At 48.1% G+C, this 23,544-nt stretch carries 22 protein-coding genes; 7 read left to right on the top strand and 15 right to left on the bottom strand.

Annotated features, from left to right (window positions below; all coding sequences use genetic code 11):
* Window positions 1–79 precede the first annotated feature (79 nt).
* Together treZ and NDI48_00105 are read right to left on the bottom strand one after the other, a co-directional pair.
* Window positions 80–1,909 (bottom strand): malto-oligosyltrehalose trehalohydrolase, encoded by a 1,830-nt coding sequence (gene treZ, locus NDI48_00110; GenBank protein MEP0829607.1) that lies wholly within the window; start codon window positions 1,907–1,909, stop codon window positions 80–82.
* 445 nt (window positions 1,910–2,354) lie between these two features.
* Window positions 2,355–2,630 carry a hypothetical protein gene (locus tag NDI48_00105; GenBank protein MEP0829606.1) on the bottom strand — a complete coding sequence of 92 codons (276 nt, stop codon included), beginning with the start codon at window positions 2,628–2,630 and terminating at the stop codon, window positions 2,355–2,357.
* Window positions 2,631–2,664: 34 nt separating this feature from the next.
* Here NDI48_00105 and NDI48_00100 point away from each other — a divergent pair, with 34 nt between their 5' ends.
* Both NDI48_00100 and ilvC read left to right on the top strand, forming a co-directional pair.
* A complete protein-coding gene (locus NDI48_00100; protein MEP0829605.1) occupies window positions 2,665–3,240 on the top strand; it encodes a carboxypeptidase-like regulatory domain-containing protein in 576 nt (191 codons plus the stop codon).
* 166 nt (window positions 3,241–3,406) lie between these two features.
* Entirely contained in the window at window positions 3,407–4,402 is a 996-nt protein-coding gene (gene ilvC, locus NDI48_00095) for a ketol-acid reductoisomerase (GenBank protein MEP0829604.1), read from the top strand.
* 830 nt (window positions 4,403–5,232) lie between these two features.
* Here ilvC and NDI48_00090 read toward each other — a convergent pair.
* The 8 genes from NDI48_00090 to NDI48_00055 form a co-directional block, all read right to left on the bottom strand.
* The gene (locus tag NDI48_00090; GenBank protein MEP0829603.1) at window positions 5,233–6,648 is read right to left on the bottom strand and encodes an amidase; all 1,416 of its coding nucleotides are present in this window, start codon (window positions 6,646–6,648) and stop codon (window positions 5,233–5,235) included.
* Window positions 6,649–6,791: 143 nt separating this feature from the next.
* Window positions 6,792–7,733 carry a 1-acyl-sn-glycerol-3-phosphate acyltransferase gene (locus NDI48_00085; protein ID MEP0829602.1) on the bottom strand — a complete coding sequence of 314 codons (942 nt, stop codon included), beginning with the start codon at window positions 7,731–7,733 and terminating at the stop codon, window positions 6,792–6,794.
* 373 nt (window positions 7,734–8,106) lie between these two features.
* Window positions 8,107–8,934: an ABC transporter permease gene (locus NDI48_00080; GenBank protein ID MEP0829601.1), complete on the bottom strand. Its 828-nt coding sequence runs from the start codon at window positions 8,932–8,934 to the stop codon at window positions 8,107–8,109.
* A gap of 219 nt (window positions 8,935–9,153) precedes the next feature.
* Entirely contained in the window at window positions 9,154–10,554 is a 1,401-nt protein-coding gene (locus tag NDI48_00075) for a carotenoid oxygenase family protein (protein ID MEP0829600.1), read from the bottom strand.
* A 157-nt stretch (window positions 10,555–10,711) separates the two neighbouring features.
* A complete protein-coding gene (locus tag NDI48_00070) occupies window positions 10,712–11,272 on the bottom strand; it encodes a shikimate kinase (GenBank protein ID MEP0829599.1) in 561 nt (186 codons plus the stop codon).
* Between the two features lie 148 nt (window positions 11,273–11,420).
* Window positions 11,421–12,170, bottom strand: coding sequence for a hypothetical protein (locus NDI48_00065; GenBank protein ID MEP0829598.1), 750 nt, complete (start codon window positions 12,168–12,170; stop codon window positions 11,421–11,423).
* A gap of 80 nt (window positions 12,171–12,250) precedes the next feature.
* Entirely contained in the window at window positions 12,251–12,859 is a 609-nt protein-coding gene (locus tag NDI48_00060) for a UbiX family flavin prenyltransferase (GenBank protein ID MEP0829597.1), read from the bottom strand.
* 146 nt (window positions 12,860–13,005) lie between these two features.
* Window positions 13,006–15,255: a ribonuclease R gene (locus NDI48_00055; protein MEP0829596.1), complete on the bottom strand. Its 2,250-nt coding sequence runs from the start codon at window positions 15,253–15,255 to the stop codon at window positions 13,006–13,008.
* Between the two features lie 711 nt (window positions 15,256–15,966).
* Here NDI48_00055 and NDI48_00050 point away from each other — a divergent pair.
* A complete protein-coding gene (locus NDI48_00050; protein MEP0829595.1) occupies window positions 15,967–16,776 on the top strand; it encodes a hypothetical protein in 810 nt (269 codons plus the stop codon).
* 254 nt (window positions 16,777–17,030) lie between these two features.
* Here the strand turns inward: NDI48_00050 and clpP are convergent, their stop codons facing one another.
* On the bottom strand, window positions 17,031–17,639 hold the full coding sequence (gene clpP / locus NDI48_00045; protein ID MEP0829594.1) for an ATP-dependent Clp endopeptidase proteolytic subunit ClpP: 609 nt from the start codon (window positions 17,637–17,639) through the stop codon (window positions 17,031–17,033).
* Between the two features lie 290 nt (window positions 17,640–17,929).
* On the opposite strand from clpP, the gene NDI48_00040 reads away from it, so the two are divergent.
* Complete coding sequence (locus NDI48_00040) at window positions 17,930–18,070, top strand: hypothetical protein (GenBank protein ID MEP0829593.1); 141 nt, start codon at window positions 17,930–17,932, stop codon at window positions 18,068–18,070.
* A 34-nt stretch (window positions 18,071–18,104) separates the two neighbouring features.
* On the opposite strand, the gene NDI48_00035 is transcribed toward NDI48_00040, so the two are convergent.
* A complete protein-coding gene (locus tag NDI48_00035) occupies window positions 18,105–18,239 on the bottom strand; it encodes a tetratricopeptide repeat protein (GenBank protein MEP0829592.1) in 135 nt (44 codons plus the stop codon).
* Between the two features lie 126 nt (window positions 18,240–18,365).
* On the opposite strand from NDI48_00035, the gene NDI48_00030 reads away from it, so the two are divergent.
* Complete coding sequence (locus NDI48_00030; GenBank protein MEP0829591.1) at window positions 18,366–18,701, top strand: YbjQ family protein; 336 nt, start codon at window positions 18,366–18,368, stop codon at window positions 18,699–18,701.
* A gap of 99 nt (window positions 18,702–18,800) precedes the next feature.
* Here the strand turns inward: NDI48_00030 and NDI48_00025 are convergent, their stop codons facing one another.
* A complete protein-coding gene (locus tag NDI48_00025; GenBank protein ID MEP0829590.1) occupies window positions 18,801–19,259 on the bottom strand; it encodes a YbhB/YbcL family Raf kinase inhibitor-like protein in 459 nt (152 codons plus the stop codon).
* Between the two features lie 634 nt (window positions 19,260–19,893).
* On the opposite strand from NDI48_00025, the gene NDI48_00020 reads away from it, so the two are divergent.
* Together NDI48_00020 and NDI48_00015 are read left to right on the top strand one after the other, a co-directional pair.
* Complete coding sequence (locus NDI48_00020) at window positions 19,894–20,445, top strand: hypothetical protein (GenBank protein MEP0829589.1); 552 nt, start codon at window positions 19,894–19,896, stop codon at window positions 20,443–20,445.
* Window positions 20,446–20,734: 289 nt separating this feature from the next.
* Window positions 20,735–21,514, top strand: a complete 780-nt coding sequence (locus tag NDI48_00015) for a DUF4384 domain-containing protein (protein MEP0829588.1) — start codon at window positions 20,735–20,737, stop codon at window positions 21,512–21,514.
* Between the two features lie 76 nt (window positions 21,515–21,590).
* Here the strand turns inward: NDI48_00015 and NDI48_00010 are convergent, their stop codons facing one another.
* Together NDI48_00010 and NDI48_00005 are read right to left on the bottom strand one after the other, a co-directional pair.
* Window positions 21,591–22,172, bottom strand: coding sequence for a transposase (locus tag NDI48_00010; protein ID MEP0829587.1), 582 nt, complete (start codon window positions 22,170–22,172; stop codon window positions 21,591–21,593).
* Window positions 22,173–22,180: 8 nt separating this feature from the next.
* Window positions 22,181–23,473 carry a reverse transcriptase domain-containing protein gene (locus NDI48_00005; protein ID MEP0829586.1) on the bottom strand — a complete coding sequence of 431 codons (1,293 nt, stop codon included), beginning with the start codon at window positions 23,471–23,473 and terminating at the stop codon, window positions 22,181–22,183.
* Window positions 23,474–23,544: the final 71 nt, after the last annotated feature.

Here is a 23,544-nt window from a genome sequence, read left to right as displayed (position 1 = left end):
TGCTTCTCGGAAATCCACGAGTATTATCGATAATCTTATAGCGAGAAGGAAGCAACTACTCAACTCACGTAGGTTCAGTTCATTGTGCTAATGTTTCTAGCTCGTAGACGACAAAACTTTGGGGAGGAATTTTTACTTCCTGCTCTCGAATTAGTTTTTCCGGCACAGTAGAGCCTGAACCCATCCACTTCTCATCAGACGAATCCAGAATTTTTCTCCAGATTCCACCGGGAGACGTTTGACAAGTGACCTCTTTGTCATTGAAGTTCATGATGCAGAAGATTTGGTCGCCACTGCTTCCACGCCGGAGAAACAGGAGCTTATCTTCTTCAACCGCAGAGGCTTCTAAATTTTGCTTATCGAGTTGCTTGAGGGCAGGCAAGGTGCGGCGTAACTGAATTAAATGCTGATAAAGTTCTAACAGCGCTTTGTGTTTGCCTTCTTGCCGTTTATCCCATTTCAGAGTAGATTGCTGGAAAGCATCCATGCTGAAAGGATCGATGAATTCTCCTTCTGCATGGAAGTCGGCAAACTCTCTTTTCCTGCCCTGTCTGACTGCCTCAACTAAATCCTGATCGGTATGACTCACAAAGTAGAGGAAAGGCGAATCTTCCCCATACTCTTCACCCATAAATAGCATGGGGATGTAGGGAGAAAGCAGTAGGGCACCCGCCGCCAGTTTTAACGCTTCAAACGATACTAGATGAGTTAAGCGTTCACCTAGCATACGATTACCAACTTGGTCATGATTTTGGGTGCAAATGACGAATTGATGACCGGGGCGATCGCTCGCATCACTGCCGTGATATCTTCCACGATGAGGAGCGTATTTCCAGTCGTAAACAAAGCTATCTTTATAAGCTTTAGCTAGCTGTTCAACGCTGCCAAAATCTTGGTAATATCCCCTCTTTTCTCCTGTGAGTAATACATGAAGAACGTGATGGAAATCGTCACTCCATTGGGCATCCATACCATGTCCACCCAACTGTTTCTCGCGAATGACGCGAACATCATTTAAATCGCTTTCAGCAATTAAATAAAGTTTTCTGCCTCCAGATTGGGAAAGAGCTTCAACCTTGTCTGCCATTTCTTGTAAGATGTGTTTCGCCCCCAAATCATAAATAGCATGGACGGCATCTAATCGCAGAGCATCAAAGTGATAGTTTTGGAACCAATACAGGGCATTTTCAATAAAGTAATTACGCACCCCGTCGCTGTACTTATCATCAAAATTCATCGCCATGCCCCAAGGCGTTTTGTACATCTCTGTAAAGTAAGGGCCATATAGACTGTAATAGGCTCCTTCGGGGCCAAAGTGGTTGTAAACGACATCGAGAATGACAGATAGTCCCTCACGGTGAGCGGCATCCACGAGTTTTTTCAAGCCTTCAGGGCCACCATAAGAATTCTGTACGGCGTAGGTATAAGCCCCATCGTAACCCCAGTTGCGATCGCCCGGAAATTGAGCAACTGGCATAATTTCGATCGCATTAACTCCAAACTCGCGCAATTCCCTTAATCGGGGAATCATCGATTCAAACGTCCCTTCTGGGGTGAATGTGCCGACGTGCAATTCATAGATAATCATTTCCTCTAAGGGAATCCCAGACCAATCAGCGTCAGTCCAATTCATCTGGCTATGATCGACCACCTCAGAAGGCCCATGTACATCCTTGGGTTGATAATGAGACGCAGGATCGGGTCTATCATCCCCTGCTATTTTGTAAAAATAAAGGGTTCCTGGCTCAATGCCTTCAGCTAGTGCTTTGAAGTATCCCTGTTCATCCTTTTGCAGCGGGATGAGGCGGTTTTCAGGAGACACAATTTGCACAGCCACCTCATCATGGGAAGGTGCCCAAACTGTAAACTCACAACGACCATTACCCAAATAATTAGAGCCTATTTTCACGTTGAATTTCCTTGGTGGATCTAGGTTTATGGAAATCGAATCACTAAAGCTTTTATCTTGTTAAAGGGTCATCAACGCTCTCATTCCGAACTGTATTTTACAATAAAAATAGCAGCTCCAAAGCAGGTGCAGCTAACTCCTGACAAAGACTCCTGTTTATGAAAAATAGTCTTTCCGGTTACAGCTTTTTTCTGAGAAGGGCTGAGAGGTTGAGGCAAATTGATTTTGATTTTCTCCTGTTTGAAACAGTAGAGCATCTTTCTCTTGGAAGAGATTAGAGAGTTTCCTATCAAACCAGGATGTAGCGGGAATAGGCGTTTTTTAAGAGAGTTCCTTGTGTAGCGCGTGTTACCTTAGGCGTCTGTACTCTACCCATGCAGAGAGTTCCCTCGGCTTGACAAAAGTCCTCATGTAGTTACTCCTGGTTACCAAATTTGCAACTCGCTCAATACTTTCCAGTTTCGATGCCAATTTGGGAGAGAACACAGCCAATTATTCCTAAGCAGGTGGGTGTAAATAAACCTTGCGCCCAGAAGTCAGGTTTCTTCAAGAAACCCGACTTCTCAACCCTGAGAGTTTTGGGTTTAATTGTGCGTATCTGGTTATCTTTAAAATCACCTGGCTTGTAAAGAGTGATACAAGATAACGAATTGAGTGTCAATGAGTGCGATCGCTCCTCCAAGGTGCTGCGCTTTGTGCGATCGCCTTTGGCTGGGGACAATAATCCTTTATCTGTAAACTAAAACTAGAAATTCATGCTAGATGTTCGCCACTTGACAACTGGTGTCCTGGTACTAACCACCTTAGGGATAACCGCGACTTCAACCAACGCCCTCTTGCCAACTCACTTACCACTCATATCGAGTCGCTGCCTTGCTCAGTCCCTACAGACACAGGATTCCCAAGCCGCCAACTCAGTTAAACAGCAATTTCGGCAAGATGCAGCGCAACTGGCTTTAGCAGGCAATTCGCCATCTCCATCCCGTAAGTTATCAGTGAGTGGGATTGAGGGACGCTCAACCAGCAGTAGATTGCCTGGAATTATACAGCGTAACCCCGATGGGAGTGAACCAAAGGTTCAACCTGTCATCTCTGGGATGCCTATCCCAATCACCGTTCTGAATCAGGCAGGGCGCAAAGTCGCTGACATTCAACCCAATAAAGAAGGATACTTCCGCCTTACTCTCAAGCCAGGAACGTACAGACTTGTTCCTAAATTCCAGGACTCTAATTACCTAGTGTTGGGTAGTAGGGATAAACTCAAGACCATTAAAGTAACTCAAGGGAAGTTTACCACCATCAACCTCACCTATACCGAACTGATTCCGTAATTAGGAGGGCGAACGGATAAAGCAGTGATAAAGGCGTATCCTCTAGCAATTCCAGCATTGGCATTAGCTAGAGAAAATCAAGGCACGATCACGTCGTAACTGCATACACATCGCGGTAGAATCAAGAGTCCGCAAACTCATAATGCTTGCTCAAGGAGATGCCTCTATGGCCCGGATGTACTACGACGCTGATGCCAACTTAGACCTACTCGCCGATAAAACAGTCGCGATCATCGGTTATGGTTCTCAAGGTCACGCTCACGCCCTCAATCTTAAAGATAGTGGCATAAATGTAATTGTCGGGCTGTATCCGGGTAGTAAATCTGTCGCGAAAGCTGAAGAAGCTGGGTTGAAAGTTCACTCAGTTTCTGATGCTGCAAAAGCCGCTGACCTGATTATGATTTTGCTGCCTGATGAAGTACAAAGAACCGTTTACACGAACGAAATTGCACCCAATTTAACCGAAGGAAAAGTCCTTGCGTTTGCTCACGGCTTTAACATTCACTTTGGTCAAGTTGTTCCCCCAGCCAATGTGGATGTGGTCATGGTTGCGCCAAAAGGGCCAGGGCATTTAGTCCGGCGCACCTATGAGCAGGGAGAAGGCGTTCCTTGTTTGTTTGCCGTGTATCAAGATGCCACGGGTCAAGCCCGCGATCGCGCAATGGCCTACGCTAAAGGGATTGGTGGTACCCGTGCTGGTATCTTAGAAACCAGCTTCCGTGAAGAAACCGAAACCGATTTATTCGGAGAGCAAGCCGTCTTGTGTGGCGGTTTAAGTGCCTTAATTAAAGCCGGGTTTGAAACCTTAGTCGCCGCCGGATATCAGCCAGAGTTAGCGTATTTTGAATGCCTACATGAAGTCAAGCTAATTGTTGACTTGGTTGTCGAAGGTGGACTGGCAAAAATGCGGGATAGCATCTCCAATACCGCTGAGTATGGGGATTATACTCGTGGCCCTCGGATTGTGAACGAACAAACCAAGGCTGAGATGCGTAAAATCCTCAGCGAGATTCAATCGGGTCAATTTGCCCGTGAATTTGTGTTAGAAAATCAATCCGGTAAACCTGGATTTACTTCCATGCGGCGTCAAGAAGCTGAACATCCCATTGAGGAAGTGGGTAAAGATTTACGCGCTATGTTTAGCTGGTTGAAGAAAGTCTAGGAGTATCCCAAAGAAGGCTATTAGTCGTAAAGTAATCTGCAATTTCTTCTTAGCCCCCCTTTTAAGGGGGGTTGGGGGGATCGGACAGGTTGCGTCAATCCTAGCAGCTCCCCCTAGGGCATATTTTCAAACCTTTCCTTAGGATGTAATCATCTTAGAAGATCTCCCTAAATCTCCTCATCCTCACTAAAGTCCTCGTATGAGCTCCGGCGGTCGCTCCGGCTTAACAAGGAGGACTTTGAGTTTTTCCCCCTTTCTCAAGGGGGGTTAGGGAGGCTCTCCGGATGTGAAAACACAGCCTAGCATCCCTTAAAAAGGAGGAACAAGAACGAAATATTTTTAAGTACTATGGTTTCCTGGTTACACTTTAGGAAATATGTGGTTGAAGAATTGATTGACACTCTCTCTAGACTGAGTGCTGACTGTACTCATCGGTTGGGGAAACACGCGATCGCCAAAGGAAATAAATAGCACAGATAGGATGAGGAGATTTGTAAAAGTACGGTTAAGGCGCATAACTAATTCAGATTAAGTGGGCTACAGGCTTAATCCTATTTTTCTCCTCGCCGACTAAAAGTTGTTCACTTTTTAATGGGCTTAATTAAGTCTTCATCACATGATGAAGCTTTATTCTTTCGGCGCTATTTATTCCCCAATCCAGTGGCTGAGCTTGTAGTTATACCAAATCCGCTTTGATCAGTCCCGTTTCAGCTTAAGTATTTTTTTCTTCTGCCTACTCCTGCGGAGAACGGGGCGCGAACTGCATAAAAGCCTTCTGCCTTGTCTCCACCCAAAAGGGGGTAGTTAATCCGGATTTGGTATTCGTAGAGTTACTCAGCGCTGAATAAACCCGGACGATGCCCAATCCAAGGCTGGGCAGCTTCTATCTGGGCGGCTAGGGAAATGAGTGTCGCTTCAGCGGCGGGGCGTCCGACTAATTGAACCCCAATGGGTAAGCCGGTGGAGTTGTCAAAACCCGTGGGAAGTGCGATCGCAGGTAAACCACTGGCATTAAACGGTGGACAGGGCGCAATCCAAGCAATAATTTTCTCCAATGTCTCTGCCGGACTCAAATTAGCCCACTCGCCCACCCGAATTTGTGGGTGTAAATAGGTTGGTAGCACCAAGACATCAAAAACCTCAAAGAACGCCACAATCTGCCGCGCCACAATTTGCATCTGGTGAACTGCTTGCAAATACTCCCCAGCAGAACCCGACTGCTCAGCAATCCAGCGATTCATGGGGCTGAGTACCTCTTTGGGAATCCCCGCTACCGTCACGCTTGCCGACCAAACTTTCTTAAACGGTTCAATCAAACCTGTGAAATCAGGACAGCTTTGTTCAACACTATGTCCCATTCCTTGCAGTAATTGCACCGTTTGTTGAACGCTTTGTTGACAAATTTCTGCCGCTTCACCGATCGGCTGGACAGAAGGAGAGTAAGCAATTCGCAACGGAGCAGGGGCTTGACGAGTAGCCTCTAAAAACGAAGTTCCTGGATTCGGTAACCAGTAGGGATCGCCCGTGACATAACCTGACATCACATCCAATAACGCCGCCGCATCTGCAACCGTCCGCGCGATCGGGCCATTCGTGGCAATGCCACTGAGATGATCGCCTAGTGGTGCATAGGACACTCGACCCCGTGCGGGTTTAATCCCCACTAATCCACAACAGAATGCCGGCCCCCGAATCGAACCTCCAGCATCAGAACCTTGGGCAATAGGAGTTAAGCCTGCGGCTACCGCTGCGGCGGCACCCCCACTCGACCCCCCGGCGGTGTAGTCCAGATTCCAGGGATTGCGACTGGGTGGAAATCCAGGTTGCTCAATATACGGCAAAGAACCCAGTTCCGAAGTTGCCGTTTTGCCGAGAATCGTAAAGCCAGCGTGCTTAATTCGTGTGACCACAGCATCACTGTAGGCGGCAATTTTCTCCATTAGTAGGGGTGTCCCGTAGGTGCAGCGAATCCCTTCAACAGGATTGAGGTCTTTGATAGCAATGGGTACACCAAAAAATGGCGCTAGTTCTAAAATATCCTTGGTTTGTGCCAACTGCTCCGTCTTAGCTTTCGCCTCTGCCAGAGCCATCTCTGCTACCACCGTGAAGTAACTACCTAACTGGGAATCTAACCGCTGAATGCGTTCCAAGTAAACTTCAACTAACTCCAACGGGGATACTTCACGTTGGCGGATCAGCTGGGCTTGTTCGAGAGCTGGTGTAAAAGCTAAATCAACTTTATTCATCAGGTTTCCTTAAAAATTAAGAGTCAAATCGTTTGCACATCCCTAGAAAATCACCGAAAATTAGCTTCAAACCCTCTGCGACCCTCTGCGCTTTCCTCTGCGACCTCTGCGTTAAAAAAACATACTATTCCCAATCAGGAGTCTTACCAAAAGAAGTGATTGAAGAAATAACGCAACAACTTTAGCCCGTTCGGTTCCTGATAATCTTTAGGCAAAAGCGCCATCAGCGCATCTTGCAAAGCTTCCAACGCTATTTTTACTTGCTGCGGCTTAGGTCGATCGCATTGAGGAAAGCGTAACGGTTCACCAAACCGAATGGTTAATTCTTTACGGAAATAGAGGTCTTGTGTTCCAATCAGCACTACTGGCACAATTGGCACACCGGCACGTAGGGCATAGATGCCAACTCCACGAGCCAACGGCAGTTGCAACTCCCCCTCAACACTTCCCAATTTTCCTTCTGGAAAAATCATCATCCCATCCCCACGGGCAAAAATAGCCTGAACCGCACGGTCTATCCAGCGTAGAGTATGTAAATCGGCACCCGTTGGCACATCCTGTTCAATGGCTGCCGCCAAGTCAGCGAGTTCCTTGCATCCTGCCTTAGCCGCTTCAATCACAGCAATCTCTTCTTTCCATCGGCGTTCCAAGGGAATGACACCTCCAGCCCACCCTAAGACTTGGCGCTTCCACCATCGGTTATACAGAGTGCGAGCATCGCCTGGGATGTAATAGTAAGGATGCGCGGGGACTTCAGACAGGATGAGGAAAGGGTCAATATGGCTGAGATGGTTAGCGGCGAGGATGGCGGGTTGTTTGGGCATCCGTTCTGGGTGTTCGACTTTCACCCGGAAAAAAGTGTGAAGGAGCGATCGCAGTACCCAACGACGCAGCCACCCACTAGCGCGGCGCTCGCAACCTCCGTGTGCAATAGTTTCGATATTGCCAAAGGCGTTCTGGATACACTGGCGAACCGTGCGATTGCGTGATGCTGCCACCCCTTCCCTCACCCTTTGGATGGTTGCGGGTGTGACAGCTGGTAGGAGGTTCTGCTCCCTCTGCGCGTTGTGTAACTGGGTACTCATGGTCAATTCTGCCTGAGTAGGACTTGCAGGGATATTGGGGAAAACCCTGTGACAAGCTGGGTTTGATAGCTAAAACTTGGCTTTCACTGTCTAACCCTACGCTGAAGTCTACCCTGGCAGGGGATTCAATGGCACAGTTTCTGCGTTGTCATTGTCTGACCGATGTGGCTTTGGTTTTGCAACGCTTCACTGTCTGACTTAGTGGCTAGTTAGATGAGAATTTGGGGTGGACAATCAATTAACTGTCACACCTAATGTGTAAAAACTGTATTTTTTTGGTATTAAGCTTATCTAAATACAAATATTAGCGTTGAGATTGCTGTTCAGTTTCTTCAGGAAACGAACATTCAACAAATAGGGCAACTCGTTGAGATTAATCCTGTTGGTGAGCGAATTGGTAAGCTCCAGCCAGGGCAAGCGCGATCGCAACCACTACGAGAATCGGTATAGAATACCAGGGAAATTGTGACAGCGGTAAGTAAGCCGCCGCACGTAGCCCAATACTGGTATAGGTAAGAGGCAGCAGATACACAACTCCTTTGAGTACCGTGGGTAACGTGGCTGGATCAAAAAACGTTGCTCCCAAAAACGACATGGGAACAATCACGAAGTTGTTGTAAAGTCCAACCGATTCCAGTGACTTCACATTCAATCCGACAATTACCCCCAAACCCGCAAATACAGCACAGTTAAGTACCAGTAATAGCAAAAACAAGGGGTTTAAGAAACTGCCAAACTTGCCCGTGAAGATCAGGGCGACTAAAATCACAGAACAGGATGTCATCATCCCGCGCACAATTCCAGCCAGCATTCTACCTAAATACAGCGCTAAGGGATGTACAGGTACGAGTAGCGTTTCCTCAAACGTTTTAGTAAAAATGCGATCGCCACAAATGGAAAAAGTGGTGCCGCCAAAACTAATCGTCATCGAAGACAGAGCAATCATTCCCGGTAGAATAAACTGCAAATAGTTATCACCGGCGGCAGGTTTCATGGTTGCGTCCAACGCACTCCCCAGCCCCAAACCAAATCCGACAATGTAAATCAGGGGTGACACCAAGCCAGCCGCCGCGACTTGTACAATTCGCACCCGTAAATCTAACCACTCTCCCCAAAAAATCGTGAGAGTGTCTGCCAGAATGGTTTGGAACTGTAAGCCTTTCGGGGTTTTGCTTAACGGAAGCGGAAGCAAAGAATTCACAGGTTTGAGTCTTCTATCAGGCTTTCTTCATTATTAGTTTACATTTCGTTGCATGTCAAAAGCTTGAGTCTGAGGAAAGAGTCTGAAGTGTATCTTGCTTCTGGCTTGGTGCGTACCCGTAGCCTCGGTAACAGGTCAATTTGATTTTGACCCATTACCCATTACCCATTACCCATTACCCATTACCCATTACCCATTACCCCGAAAGACATCCAACCATCACTTAGTATTCATGAGCTGTTCCTGCGAAACCCAAGCACCATGAAAACCATAAGGTACCCGCTGTGGCATCAAGATTCGCGCCACAGGCTCAGCGCTTACATCTTGGGCATTCACCACCACGAGTTCAGAAGTCTCCTCACCCGTATCATAAACAAAAGTAACGAGCCAGCCGTCATCCTCAGTGGTTGCTCCAGGGCGAGGGACAAATACCGCCTCGCCGCCATAGCGTCCCGCGCCAAATTCGTGAGTCTGGGAACTGCCATTGCTCAAGTCGTACTTAATTAGACTATCGAATAAGGGCATCGGATCGGGTGCTAACCTTGCCGTATAACCGTACCGTGTGGGTCGTCCCAAGTACTGTTCATTCACGCGAGGAAAATCCGAGGGGCGATCATCAAGAGCCTCTTCCCGAACACTGCCAGTACTGAGGTTAAACCGCCAGCGATACAGGCGAGCCTTATCTCCATCCGTTTCACCGGGTGTTGGTTCAGAGACTAAAACGGTAGTGGTACTCATACGGCAGGCAACAAGCACCACCTCATCTCCCTCCTCATAGGCGTTGAGAGTATGGAAGACATAGCAGGCTGGACTCTCAAACCAGCGGATGTTGTTATTGTCGCCATATCGAGGGACGATACCGAAACGACTGGGACGTTCTGGCTCAAACATTAACACTGGCTCTCCCCGTTGCATCCGTTGCGGACTGAAGGTTAGGGGCAAATCCATAAAAATGGTGTAATGCTCCGTGATGGCAAAGTCATGCATCATCACACCGATTGGCAGGTCAATGGGTACAGTTCGCAACAGTTCACCAGAAGCGGAGACGATGCCATAGTGCAAGTAGGGAGGTGCAGCAGGCGAGTAACCAAAGAACATCATCTCACCTGTGACCGGATCTACCTTAGGATGAGCCGTGAAGGCAGAAACCAGCTTGTGATCATAGGTGTAAACACCCGCTGTATCTAAGCCAGGAAGCTGAATCGCGTGAGGCGCACCCCCTTCCCACAAGGCGAAAAATTGACCTGCGTGCCACACCAGAGCGGTGTTTGCCGTATTCTTACCGGGGCCGTGAGGGTTATCCAGTTGGGGAGGTTCTAATAGTCCAGTCCAGATGGCATGACCCGCATCCCGTTCAATGTTAAAGCCTTGGGTTTGGATATAGCGGTTGTGATATTGGGCTTGACCGTTGCCAATTTGCACCCCATGCAACATCCCGTCCCCATCAAACCAGTGATAATGACCCATCGGTGAAAATTGGGGATTAGGGCCATTACGCACGAACATCCCGGATAAGTCAGGAGGCAATTGACCTATAACGGTGAGGGAATCCGCTGTGATTTCGTTGCGTATCGGCGCAAAATTGCCCTCTAGAAAAGGATTGACTGTTGTTGCGATCATCCTATTTGCTTCTGTCTGCTTATCACGTCCACTTATCTGTATAGCGCCTTACTTTTAAATAGGGGAGGGTGTGATCTGGAAATCCTTCATTAGGAGGAGCAGGAGCGATCGCGCAAGCCTTAACCACTTGTGGTACTGCACTGTGTGCGATACGATTTCAGCTGCCGTTTTCATGCGATCGCTCACCCTGGGATTTCAGCCTGTTAGGAATCTCAGTCATGATGCGTGAGACAATCTGTTCCGGCCTATCCTCCACGCTGATTTGGATATGAAGGTCAGCTTCGGCGTACAGATTGCGTCGTTGGTCAAGAATTTTTTGCAAGGCTTGCGCGGGATTATCGTTTTGTAGTAAAGGGCGAGTTGTATCGTTTTGCAGGCGAACCATTAACACCTCCACGGGTGAATCTAACCAAATCACTAAGCCGTGATGCAGATAACTCCAGTTAAATCGCCGTAGCACGATGCCACCCCCTGTGGCAACAGTCAACCGCGTGTGAGCTGATAAGTGGGAAAGTACTTCAGATTCTAGTTGGCGAAATGCCTCTTCACCCTCATCAGCAAAAATCTGATTAATGGTTTTACCTGCTGCTTTCTCGATGACACCATCCGTGTCCACAAAACTGTAACCTAGCTGACGGGCTAATAAATCTCCTACCGTTGTCTTTCCGGTACCCATCATGCCAACGAGAAAAATATTACTTCCTTGTAATTCCTTCACGGAGAGATTGCACCTCACCAATTGAGCAGCTTTGCGATCTTACACCCTCCTGGGTTTCACCGGTTCTGGCAAGTCTCTCGACCGATGAACCCACAGCTCTTTGAGGCCGAGTTTCTCCCCTGCCTATAAAGAAAAATTAATTCTGGAATTATCGCCGCCCTCGCTTGCTCCGTGTTTCATCATCAAAATCCTCATCCTCTTCAAATCCCCAGTCTTCCTCGTCTTCACTTGGTTCCGGTGGTTTCTGATAGGGCGGCGAAATCACTCGATAGTTAGCATCATAGACTTGGTCAGGTTTGCCGACGCCTGATTCTGGGGTATCTCGGTAGCTGAAGGAATAGACAGAGCCACTCTGAGAGCTAGTTTTTGGCTCTTGTGGGACTTCGTAGTTCGTGCTATCCATCGGTGGAGTGTCCCGTGGGGAGGAACTAGGGCGACTCCCTTGCCAATCATCAACATCTTGTGACCTTGATTGGGGTGCAGTAGGCTCATCCTCAAAGTCCCAGTCCTCTCGACGGCGTTCCTCCCAATCGGAAGTAACCCTGTTGCTTGGCGTTTGTGGAGGTGGCGGAGGAGGGGGTGAAGTGAATTGAGTTTGAGGTTCAGGCTCAGGGTTTTCGGGCGATTCACGACGATAAGTCCTCCTTCGGCGTGGCACTTCGTCGCGTTCTTCTCGCCTTTGAGTCGAGTAGCCTTTTTGCAGGGAACTCAGAACTTGTAAGAAAAAGCTAGTAAACGCTCCGGCTGCGATCGCCAAACCAATCCACGCCGCGACGGGTAAAGCCAGCGTCTGCGTCCCCAAAAATACCAATGGCAGTACTGGCGACAAATTTGAAAAGGCAAATAAGGCCAGTCCGCCCCCAACCACCACCAGTAGCACAATCCGAATCACAGGCATTTTAAAGAGTTTTGAGGCTTAATTGCTATCTCTACGTTACTCCTTTAGCACAAAACTCATAAATCCAAATCGAAAACTCTTCAACCTCCTTGCCACCGCTTCATGGGAATGCAATCAATGTCGAGTTGGTCAAAGGCACGCGCTACCACAAAGTCCACCAAATCCTCAATTGTTTGGGGATTGTGGTACCAAGCGGGGATAGCGGGAACAATTCTGGCTCCGGCTTCGGCGAGGGTGGTTAGGTTACGCAGGTGAATCAAACTAAACGGTGTCTCGCGAGGCACGATCACCAGTTGACGCCCTTCTTTGAGCTGAACATCCGCCGCACGCTCCAGCAAGTCGGAACTTAAGCCGGCGGCTAATTTGGCGACGGTACTCATACTACAAGGCATAATTACCATGCCTAAAGTACGGAAAGAGCCACTGGCGATCGCGGCTCCCACATCACCCGAACGGTGACACATGAGCTTCCCCCCCTCCGCTACCCCCGCTTGCTGACGCCAGAAATGCTCTTGTTGTTCGGGTTCTGGGGGCATCCGAATATCCTGCTCGGCTTGCCAGACCATGTAAGCTGATTTTGAGGCCACCAGTTCGATCGCATAGTCAGCCTCCAGCAGAAATTTTAACGCCCGTACAGCATAAATTAAGCCGGAGGCTCCGGTGACGCCTAAAATGAGAGGATTTGTCATTTGTTAGTGATGAAGTGAGAGTTTGAAGGTTAGTAAGGTTGAAGGCTGAAAGGTTGAAGGTTCAAGGTTTGAATTTCCAACCGGCCTACTTCGCAACCTGAAGAGCGTTCCAACCTGCTAACATTCCAACCCTTCTGACCAATGACTTACTCCTCTAAGTCTTCGTTAAACGCAACGCTACCGCCACCCACGGTGACGAGGTCGATTTGTTGACGGTAGTAATCAACGCTCTTGACTTGGACTTCCACGCGATCGCCCAATCGATAGGCGGTGCGGTTTTTCCGACCCACGAGGCAGGCGTGTCGAGAGCGATACTCGTACCAGTCATCTTTCAGGGAACTAACGTGAACGAGTCCTTCTACTAAAAGGTCTTCAATTTCCACAAAAAAGCCGTAGGATTGGACGCCCGTAATCAGTCCACTGAAAACATCTCCCGTGCGTTCTTTCATCTGTTCGGCTTTCTTTAAACCCTGCAAATCCACTTCCGCATCCTGCGCCAGTTTCTCCCGATCATTGAGATGAGGGACTAAGATGGTGACCTCCGTTTCTAACTCTTGCTGAGTATCAGGCGGCAAAATATTCCAGTTCACGTTGCCGTGGCTGCTACTATGGTTAAGATTGACACGGTCTTTGGAACGGGTGGAGCGGCGATCGCGCCCTTTCTCAAATAACGCCAGCAGCACTCGTTGCACGAACAAATCCGCATAACGCCGTAGGGGAGATACGCAGTGGGTATAGCCTGTATCCAACGCTAAACCAAAGTGAACACCAGGCTTAGAACTGTACCCGGATAGCTTTAACGTGGATTGCAATAAATAATTCAGGACTTTGGGAGCGGTTGATTTGGCAAATAGCTGGGTAAAGCGTTGATAATCCTGGGGAGTCACGTCCTCCTCCTCATCCATCTGCATATCGAGGTGGAGATTGTTGCCCAACTTAATCAAATCCTGAAGCTCATCGAGATCCGGTATCGGTTGCACACAGTAAATGGCAGGTAGGGCGAGCGCGTGCAAATGGGAAGCAACGGCTTGGTTGGCTAAAATCGTTAATTCCATTAACAGAGACCGTACCGGCAGTGTGGAAGATAGGATAATCGCTCCCATGCGCCCTTCATCCTTGAAGGGATACTGAGTTTCCGATACATTTAAGTCAAACGCCCCCCGCTGTTGCCGTTTCGTGCGAACCGCTGCACTGAGTTCAAAAAACAGGTGCTTGAGCATTTCTAATCCCGAAGCCAATTCGGGGTCAGCTTCTTGATGTTCTCCTAACAGCGACTGTGCCTGAGAGTAACTGAGCTGATGGTCTACCCGAATCACGGAAGGGTGAATTTCAAACTCCACCAATTCACCGTCTTCCTTGAGGGTGAGCATGACAGAAATAGCCAAACGGTCTTCACCGGGAACTAAGGAGCAACGCTCTTGCACTGCCTCTGGCAGTAGGGGCAGCACAATATCTCCCAGATAAACCGCTGTACAGCGCTTTCTGGCTTCTCGATCCAAGGGGGAGTCCAAGGAAATAAAGCTGGCGACATCTGCGATATGGACACCCAACTCCCAGTATCCCGTCTTGGTTTTTTCCAAGGTGAAGGCGTTCTCAACGACCCCACTGTCGCTGGGTTGCTCCCCCTCAATCGCCAACGTCAAACGTTCCCGTAAATCGAGGCGCTTTTTTAAGTCCGCCTTGCGGAGTTGTTTGGGTATCTCCTCAGCGGCTTTCAGCGCGTTGGGGGGAAAGTTGCGGCGCAAATCGTGCTTACAACAAACGATGTCCGTGTCAGCCGCGTCTTCGGCGTCACTTCCTAGGACGCGTGCTACCTTACCAATTGGGTTATTGTGTCCTAGGGGGTAGCGTAACACTTCGACATGAACCAGATGATCGATGGCTTCTTCTAGATTTTCGTGATTCGGCTTGAGGTCGAGTTCAAACAAAAGTCGGTCATCCAGGGGAACGGCTTGAAAGCTTTCATTGGCGCGCCGGACTCGTGCGAGCACCGAAGGATTAGCTCGTTCCAGGATTAATTTCACCTGGCCTTCGGGACTCCGACGGCGGCTACCTTCTTTGGTGATTTTGACCAGAACGCGATCGCCATTCCAGGCAGTACTCAAATGGCTTTTCTGGATGTAAATATCATCAGCGCCCTCTACATCTTGAATCGCGAAACAAAATCCCTTACTCGAACAACGCAGCTTGGCTTCAACCACATCTTCTTCATAGATGCGCCGATACCTGCCACGCTCTTTGACCAAAACTCCAATTTTTTCTAGAGCATCCAGAGCAATTTGGAGTTTTTCCAGATTTTCTTCGTCCTGGCAACCCAGCTTTTTTTCCAAATTCTTGGGAGCCACTGATTTTTCATCGGTGAAATTAGAAAGTAATGTAGCGATTGAAAATTCCATCCAACAATCCTTTTGATTGATCTGAATCGGGTTTTTTCTACTCTTGCCCTGTTGGCTTTTGTGCTCACCTACTGCGACAGAGCCTACTCTGAAGGGTTGTTGACCGTAGCCCATCTCAAAGGGTTGGTTGAACGCTCTTAAGGTTGGACTCCTCACTTGAGGACTCGCGGGGTAGGTGAGAACTTTCAACGTTCAACTTGCCAACTTTTAACCCTGAGAAGGGCGTTCACTGTCGAGAAAGTGCGTTCATTGCCCAAACAGGGTGGCCGACTGTATCCGTTGTGTTCTGTAGCGAAACTGAGCCTCAAGCCACTCTTTGAGAGTGGATAACTCGCTGTGAAATTTGCCGGATGCCTAGGGACGTGCCCACTTGTAGCAGTGTTTCAACGACAATGGCTCATTTACACAACTAGCGATCTTCCTACCCAGTTTGATGACTTCTCTGGAACACCACAACTGTTATAAAACGGGAACGATCGATACAGTTGAGGCTGGAGAAGTCACAAATACCGAGTAAAGAGGACTTGATCCACCCAGTTACTTGCTAACAGACACGTACCTTGACACGCTGCCTTTTATGAATTGTTGCTGCTCTTCGGACTGAATCGCTTTGCAGCAAAGGCAATGAGTTACAGTGACAATGGACTGTCTTTAATTATTTTAGGTTGTAGGCGTCTGTTCACGAAATGTTCTTGAAAAGAGAGTATATATATGTTTAATCAATTCAGAAGGGATTATCCCAAAGGGAGCTTGGTTACGGAGCTAGCGGCGATCGATCACGGGAAATACATCGTGCGTTGCTTGGTGCAAGTGGAGGGAACGACTCTTGTTACAGCACTTGCTGCGGCTGAAACCGTCGAATTGGCAGAAGATCAGGCTAGAAGTCGAGCCTTAGCTCTTTTAGATATTTCTGCCACAACCATTACAGCCGAGCCAGAAATGCCTGTTGTGCATCGGGAGGTACCGCAACCGCCACTGCCAACAGCCGTCGCTGCCACCGCTTTTTCCTCTGAAACTCTGCACTCGACCCCATCCACTCGGTTTCCAGAACCCTCGCTCGTCACAGACATCAGCCGTTTTGCCTCGCATGACTCAAACCGGGAAGAAGTCGCGGGTGTGGCGGTAACGGCTTCATGGGGAGCCGATGAAATGACGCTGGCTGATGAAGCGTCCCCTGAAGTTTCCCTATCCCAGGATGTTGAACAGCCACTTTGGAGGGCACCAGAGGATTCCTCCCCAGCGCCATTAGAGGAGCTGGCCGTCACTTCTTCCGCCCAGAGTAAACGGAAACGGCAACCGGAAGTAGACACGATTACCACAACCGCCCCTGATACTCCCGTTGATTTTTCTGACATCATTGCCAGAACGAATGTGGAACTCAAGCGTTTGGGCTGGACAACTCAGCAGGGGAAAGATTATCTGCTGCAAACTTACGGGAAGCGATCGCGCCAGCTCTTGACAGATGGCGAATTGCTGGACTTCTTGCATCATCTTGAATCTGAGCCAACACCCGAAGACTAGAGTAACGTTGGGGGTAGGCACCCGGAGATAAGAGTGACGAGGCGCTACCCCTACAACCCAACAAAAATAATGCAATGAACCACGAATAAAGTGTCGAAGTTGATTCGAGGGGTACTTATTCCTTTCGTAGTCTGCCATTAGCGCGTGAATCACTGACTACAAACCCATCAAAATCTAGCTAACAGACTTTTGGGTTTAAGTTGAGCCATTGTACCCATCTCCTGATCTCCCACTTCTGTCTATGGTCATTGCCCTTACGCCACGCCGACGGGGGTACGTGTAGCTGAAACACGGCGATCAATCACCTGATCGATCAAACCATAGTCCTTGGCTTCCTCAGCGGACATAAAGAAGTCACGTTCGGTATCTTCCTCAATTCGTTCAATAGGTTGGCCGGTGTGTTCTGCCAAAAACTCATTGAGCCGCCGCTTGTGATACAGGATTTCTCTAGCCTGAATTTCAATATCCGTCGCCTGTCCTTGGGCACCTCCCAAAGGTTGGTGAATCATGATCCGGGAATGCGGTAAGCTCATGCGCTTGCCCTTAGCACCCGCACTGAGCAAGAACGCCCCCATACTAGCCGCCAAGCCTACACAGATGGTGCAAACGTCTGGACGGACTTGATTCATCGTATCGAAAATTCCCATGCCTGCTGTTACCGAACCTCCGGGAGAGTTGATATAGAGGTAAATGTCTTTTTCGGCATCCTCGGCTTCTAAAAACAACAGTTGGGCAACGATTAAGTTAGCCAAGTCAGAATCAACAGGTTGTCCGAGAAAGACAATTCGCTCTCGCAACAGACGAGAGTAGATGTCAAAGGCGCGTTCGCCACGACCGGATTGCTCAATAACTGTAGGAATCATGCGTTACAGCGAATGTTTGTATTTCTTTAGATTGATTGTAGCGATTGACACGATTTACAGTCGGCTCAGGGGATGGAGTGGGGGTGACAATTTGGAGGGTTGACTTTCTGCTATTGCCTCTTTTTTCTTTTGTGACAGTTTAAAAGGCGGAACGTGGGTGTTTAGCGCTCCCTTGATCCTTAGATACCATGACCAACAAACCACCCCAACGGTGAGTTGATCAGGTAAACCCTGGTTTTCGTCGTCTATCGTAATCTAGGAATGAAGCTAGAAATTGAGGAATGCCCACTATGTTCAACAGACTTCTTCAAGCCGCCACCCTAACGTTCTTGCTGAATCTACTGGCACATATCAGTCCGGCAGAGCGTCATCAGTCTAGTCACGTATCGTCCCCGGCGATGAGTCCAAAACTAGTGCTGAGTTTCCAGTAGGGCCTTCCCTTGGAGCCGCCTTACCCTATTCTGGTCATCGCTTCCACACTTTCTTCCGCCATGTATTAGCACTATCGCATTTTTTTAGGGCAACACCCAGATTGTAGTAGGTTTGCCGGTCTTGGGGTGCGAGTTCAATCAAACGGCGATAGGCAATAATCGCTTTCACTAATTCTCCTGCACCAGTAAACTGAAACTGTTAGTGCGGATTAAATCGGCTTGGGAAATGGCATTGATAATCACCATTTCTCTTGCCAAGAAATGAGCGACATTCATTCTACCAGAGGATCTTTGAATGATTGTAACGACCACCGATATTATTCAAGGTGCGACCATTGAAGCGTATTTAGGGATTGTCACAGCAGAGGTTGTCTATGGCACTAACGCCCTGAGAGATTTCTTTGCAGGAATTCGCGATGTGGTTGGTGGACGCACTGGCAGTTATGAGCGGGTATTTGAGAAAGGGCAGCAGGAAGCCATAGCAGAACTGCAAAAACGCGCTCAACGTTTAGGTGCTGATGCTGTAATTGGGATTGAAATTGACACCGGCACGATTAATGTTGACCAAAAAGGTGCACTGCTGCTGATTACCGCTACTGGTACAGCAGTTAAGTTGGCAATCAGGCGTTAGGGTTCAGTAGGGGAGTCGGTTGAAAGTTACAAGGTTAGAAGCTTATATTAGAACTTTCAACTTCCCAAGGTGCCATCTTTCAACTGTTTTTGCCACTCTCTAAGAACGGGCATAGCGTCCGATGAGTTCGGCAGCAGCGAGAATATGACCATTCATTGCGGCCTCTAGCTGAGCTTTTGTGGCACCGGATTTGAGTCCCAGTTCTCGGTCGAGGGCGTAGAGTTTAAAAAAGTAACGGTGGACGCCACTGGGTGGGCAAGGGCCACCATAGCCCAGTTGACCAAAATCATTTTTACCCTGTGTACCCCCATTTAGGAGTGTAGGGGTAGCCGCCACAGCTTCGGGTAAGTGGCGAGTTTCCGGAGAAAGGTCATAGAGTACCCAGTGCACAAAGATTCCACTCGGAGCATCTGGGTCATCGACAATTAAGGCAAGGCTTTGTGTGCCTGCGGGTGGTTCGTCCCATCGAAGTTCTGGGGAGATGTCTTGACCGTCACAAGTGTAGAGGAAGGGAATCATCCCATTTGCAGTAAAAGCTGTACTTTCAAGTTTCATCATCTGAGGAACAGGTTTCGCTTGCACCTGTATAGAGGGTGATGATAGGTGGTTGGCAGCACGACACCTCACCAAGCCTAGCCCTGTTAACCTTCGTAGATTACCACTCTACCGCAGAAACACTCTTCGACCTATAGAGTCAGGCATTGCAAAATTGCTCTCCAGCTCATCGGTGCTGGATACGTTTAGGCGTAGATTCGGAAAATACTTCGACACGGCAGTAACAAGAACTGCTGAGCCAGCCTATGCTGATCCTGCGTTCTGAGTCAGCTCTAAATTATAAAAGCCGCCCTTAGTGAGCGGCTTCTATAAACAATTTTGCGAATTAGAGGTTAAATATAGAGGATACTTTATATCATCTGACAAGTACCATAATAATCCATCTAAAGGTAGAATCATAGTTGGATAACGACATTTCACCCAAACAACATCAAACTTAGGAAAGCTATAAGACTTGATGAAAATTAGAAAACTGTAAACTGCTATACAGAATATTCAAGCCTAATGAAATTTAAGTCAACACAAATACGCAAAAAATCAGCGATCTCAAGAGCGCTTTACTAAATCTTCATTCAATTTCTTCTCGTGATCAAAGTTACTTTATGCAAATTCACGGCAGGAACAGCGATTCTTATAGATGAGCCAAATGGAGCTGAAGACACCAACGGCAATTATAGGGTCACCGACAAAAAGCATGATGACTGTAGAGACTTATATCGAATATCTCAAAAAGCTCGATGGTATCGCAGAACTGCGGTCTCCCTCCGGTCAATTCTTGGGTCGATTAGAGAGCAAGCCTTATTCTTTCTACTCCATCATTAACGTTCAGGGGTTCTACGGTAGTTCCACTTCTTCAACGAGTATCCGTAATAGCTCCAGTCAGTACGGTGGCTTAAAGGGAATTTATAGCCCTTTTAATCCAAATTGCCCCAACCCGCCCTTCATTTCTTGCTCAGGCCAACCCTTGATGGTCGTGACGCGAAATCCTAAAATTTTGACATTTGGATTGAACAGCATCACCCCAGATTTTATGCTTGCTGTCTATGAAATATTGGGTAAATCCAAACCGCAGGAGGTTTCTAGGAAGCTTTTAGCTTTGAGCAGAACCAGAGTTACGGCGATAGATGTTCAGCATACGGTTGTTGTGCCAGCGAATCTCCAGCAAGAGTGCCTTACTTTGAGTCGGTGAGGAGTTATATAGCCCTTCTCGATTGGATGCTGTACACTCTGACCTCTCTGGAAAACCTCTCTCCACCTCTGGCTAACCCTCTCCTGTATAGGAGAGGGTAGCGGATAATTTTTTTAGCCCACAGAGGCTTTGATTCTTACTCCCCTTCCCTAATGGGTTCTACAGGACACTCCTATTGTTTCCACTGTTTTAGGAGTTTGGCCTGCCAAGCTATGAAGAATATGAGAAACCATTTCTCAAAGATATTGCTATAGAATTTGGTTTCTCCGATAATACAGAGCTGGCATTTGTGGAGCGCCTCCTCTTAGCCAATAGTGATTTAGGGACGTGGGAGCGTCTTGCTGATGTTTTGAGAGACAATTTAATAGCGGGAGCCAGAAATGAAGATGCCGACCCTGTTAAGATTCTGCGCGATCGCTGGGATAAGGCAATTTGTCCGAAGCTGGCTGAGGTGGGTTGTCCTCAATTAAGTGGCAAGGGGAAATGGAAAGATGCGAGAAAGTGGCTACGAGACGCGAAGTTTCCCGAATGGCTAAAACAGCGTCACTTAATCCCCTTAACCTGTGACCAACTGTGGCAGCAACTTTGGGAAACCGCAACGCCTACGGACAAAGTGAAGCCAGTTTTGCTTAAATCCCCGTTACCTCTGGAGATGGGAGAGGCGGAAATGACGGAGGAAGACTCTTTCTCTTTTCGCTTAAACAGTAGGATTCGGCTTGAGGTCAATCTGGATAGCGCTGGGTATTTGCTGCTGTTGGAGAAAGGCACGTCGGGGAAAATGTGGTGCTTGTGTCCGTCCGGGTTTGCGCCCCAAGCGCAGCATCTTGGGGGATGGGTGAGTTTACCGCAAGCAAGTTCGCGCCACAAGTATTTTAAGTTAACTGGCAGTCCGGGGCAGGAGGAAATAGTAGCGGTGATTACGAAGGACATGCCAAGGTTGGACTGGTTGCCTAAACCCGGTGAACCGTTGTTGCAATTGCGGGAAGGGCATTTGACGGGTTTATTGGAATATCTGAATCTTGCCCGTGATTGTCAAGTTCTGCGGATGGCTTACAGGGTAACTGCTTAATCGATTTTGGATGCAAGGATTTTAGATTTTGGATTGGTTTCCCTGTATTAGATATGGATGAACAACGATTTGAGGATTATTGGAGTTTAAATGAACTACTCCGACCTGCTATCGCTGAGGTCGGAGTTTCCAGACCCAGCAGCAGATTGTCGTTTAGTAGCGCTTCTTCGCCCCTAGTTGCCGCTTGACGATCGCAAGCGGTAGAGCTAAGCGACTCTGCGCCTAAAGAGGACAGTTCCTGCCCCCTTGCCCAAGTGATATTGACTTGAGCAGCATTAACATCTCTATCTTCGGTGTGGTTGCAGTTGGGATTAGAGCAAACATGAACTGTGTCAGCTAATGTTTTAGGCGTTAACTCCCAACATGTTGCACACCGCTGAGTAGGCTTGAGTGTTTGAGTTGGAGACTCCACATAGAATCCTCCTGCCTCAGCTAATTTATACTCAAGCATTTGTCCAATCAGGCCAAAGCCAACATCTAAAATGGAACGGTTAAGCCCTGCTTTTTGGGCTTTCCGCTTCCCTTTTTTAACTGTGGCTGTCATCCCCTTGATGTTTAGCTTCTCACCCGCAACTAGGCTATTACCGCTAATTAAAGTCAGCGACTCCCTTACGAGAGCCGCTGCTCTCCAGAACGGAACGTGATACTTTCGCATCATTCCGCTCCTCATTTGCCCGCTTCCTTGATATTGGAGCAAGTCAAGACTGTCATCATCGCAGTCTTTTTATCGTGGCAATGGCGATGGAGAAGTTGGAAGTTGTCTCTGGAGTTTTTACCCCCAAAGCGCTTTTCAATGATATGGTCTTTTTCCATTAAGTCTCCATCCATGAAGTTGAGGCGACAATAGGCGCATTTACCGTCTTGATTTTTCAGTAGTCTTGCAACTGTCCTGTCCATTTCGGGATGTTCCCCAAGGCGCGAACTCCAGTAGATTAAATCACCGTCAAATGGGCTTTTGGCTCCTTTAACTTTCTTGTGCCTTACTATAGGTGTTCGGGCATGGGATAGTAGCCAGCAGGGATTTTTTCCTTCCTGACTGGTGGAGAAGGTCATGGCATCGTATTCACCTTGTCGGATTCTGTGCCAGTACCGTTCGTATACCCATTTACCTGTATGGGTTGAGTGACGGTGTTTTCCCCAGTTTCTAAGGTTCCAATATAGGAGGGAATCTAGTTTCCTAAATGTCTCCTTGCTCACGACTGCGCTGTAGTAGTTTGACCAGCCTCTGATTATCGGGTTAAGTCTCCCGATTAGTGCTTCTTGGGGCGCTGCTAGCATTTCTACTATGATGTTTGACAGTTTGTGATGGTGAGCTTGTATCTTTTCTTTCTGGGGCTTGATGAGAGTTACAAATCCCTGTTTGCTACCCTGATGTTTGCCAATTTTGTATTGGCGGATGTTGAAACCAAGGAAGTTAAACCCTGGCGTCTGGTTGCCATGACTGTTTAAGGTATGGACAATCCTTGTCTTTTCGGGGTGTAACTCAAGACCGATTGATGCTAGGAACTCCGATGCGCCCTTTATGCAATCCTCTATAACCTTTAGGTCTTTGTGAAGAATCACAAAGTCGTCGGCATATCTCACTACCCCAAGCTCGTACTTTGTAGTAGCGTTGGACTTGAAGCAGCTTCTAATATGCTGTTCCATTCCATGCAGGGCAATGTTCGCCAGGAGGGGGCTTATGACTCCCCCCTGAGGTGTGTTTGCATAGGTTGGTTCCCATTGGTGGTCAAGGATGTATCCTGCCCTTAACCAAGATTTAACTTGGCGGCGTAATGCCGGGAAGGTATTTAATTTGTACAGCAGTGCCTTGTGGTCTATTCGGTCAAAGCATTTGCTTATATCCGCGTCGAACACATATTTAGGCTTTTTGTTAATGCTGGTATAGATGGCTCCGATAGCATCATGAACCGATCTATTAAACTCAGCGAGACTGTCACCAGTCCCGCTGGTCTTCAAAACCGTGCGTGAAAGTTTCCCTTCACACGGCTCCTCAATGATTTGGTGCTTGTCATGCATACCTCATTACC

It is taken from the genome of Microcoleus sp. AS-A8 (assembly GCA_039962225.1).
Lineage (GTDB): Bacteria > Cyanobacteriota > Cyanobacteriia > Cyanobacteriales > Coleofasciculaceae > Allocoleopsis.
The sequence above is the reverse complement of the archived record's forward strand: the minus strand, read 5'-3'. Positions and strand labels throughout refer to the sequence as shown.

Coding starts and splice junctions, on each gene's coding strand:
- NDI48_00060 (MEP0829597.1), bottom strand. CDS start 12,859: ATGACAAATCCTCTCATTTTAGGCGTCACCGGAGCCTCCGGCTTAATT.
- NDI48_00085 (MEP0829602.1), bottom strand. CDS start 7,733: ATGAGTACCCAGTTACACAACGCGCAGAGGGAGCAGAACCTCCTACCA.
- NDI48_00075 (MEP0829600.1), bottom strand. CDS start 10,554: ATGATCGCAACAACAGTCAATCCTTTTCTAGAGGGCAATTTTGCGCCG.
- NDI48_00025 (MEP0829590.1), bottom strand. CDS start 19,259: ATGATGAAACTTGAAAGTACAGCTTTTACTGCAAATGGGATGATTCCC.
- NDI48_00090 (MEP0829603.1), bottom strand. CDS start 6,648: ATGAATAAAGTTGATTTAGCTTTTACACCAGCTCTCGAACAAGCCCAG.
- NDI48_00050 (MEP0829595.1), top strand. CDS start 15,967: ATGTTTAATCAATTCAGAAGGGATTATCCCAAAGGGAGCTTGGTTACG.
- NDI48_00055 (MEP0829596.1), bottom strand. CDS start 15,255: ATGGAATTTTCAATCGCTACATTACTTTCTAATTTCACCGATGAAAAA.
- NDI48_00010 (MEP0829587.1), bottom strand. CDS start 22,172: ATGATGCGAAAGTATCACGTTCCGTTCTGGAGAGCAGCGGCTCTCGTA.
- NDI48_00030 (MEP0829591.1), top strand. CDS start 18,366: ATGATTGTAACGACCACCGATATTATTCAAGGTGCGACCATTGAAGCG.
- NDI48_00040 (MEP0829593.1), top strand. CDS start 17,930: ATGTTCAACAGACTTCTTCAAGCCGCCACCCTAACGTTCTTGCTGAAT.
- clpP (MEP0829594.1), bottom strand. CDS start 17,639: ATGATTCCTACAGTTATTGAGCAATCCGGTCGTGGCGAACGCGCCTTT.
- NDI48_00100 (MEP0829605.1), top strand. CDS start 2,665: ATGCTAGATGTTCGCCACTTGACAACTGGTGTCCTGGTACTAACCACC.
- NDI48_00065 (MEP0829598.1), bottom strand. CDS start 12,170: ATGCCTGTGATTCGGATTGTGCTACTGGTGGTGGTTGGGGGCGGACTG.
- ilvC (MEP0829604.1), top strand. CDS start 3,407: ATGGCCCGGATGTACTACGACGCTGATGCCAACTTAGACCTACTCGCC.
- NDI48_00020 (MEP0829589.1), top strand. CDS start 19,894: ATGAGCCAAATGGAGCTGAAGACACCAACGGCAATTATAGGGTCACCG.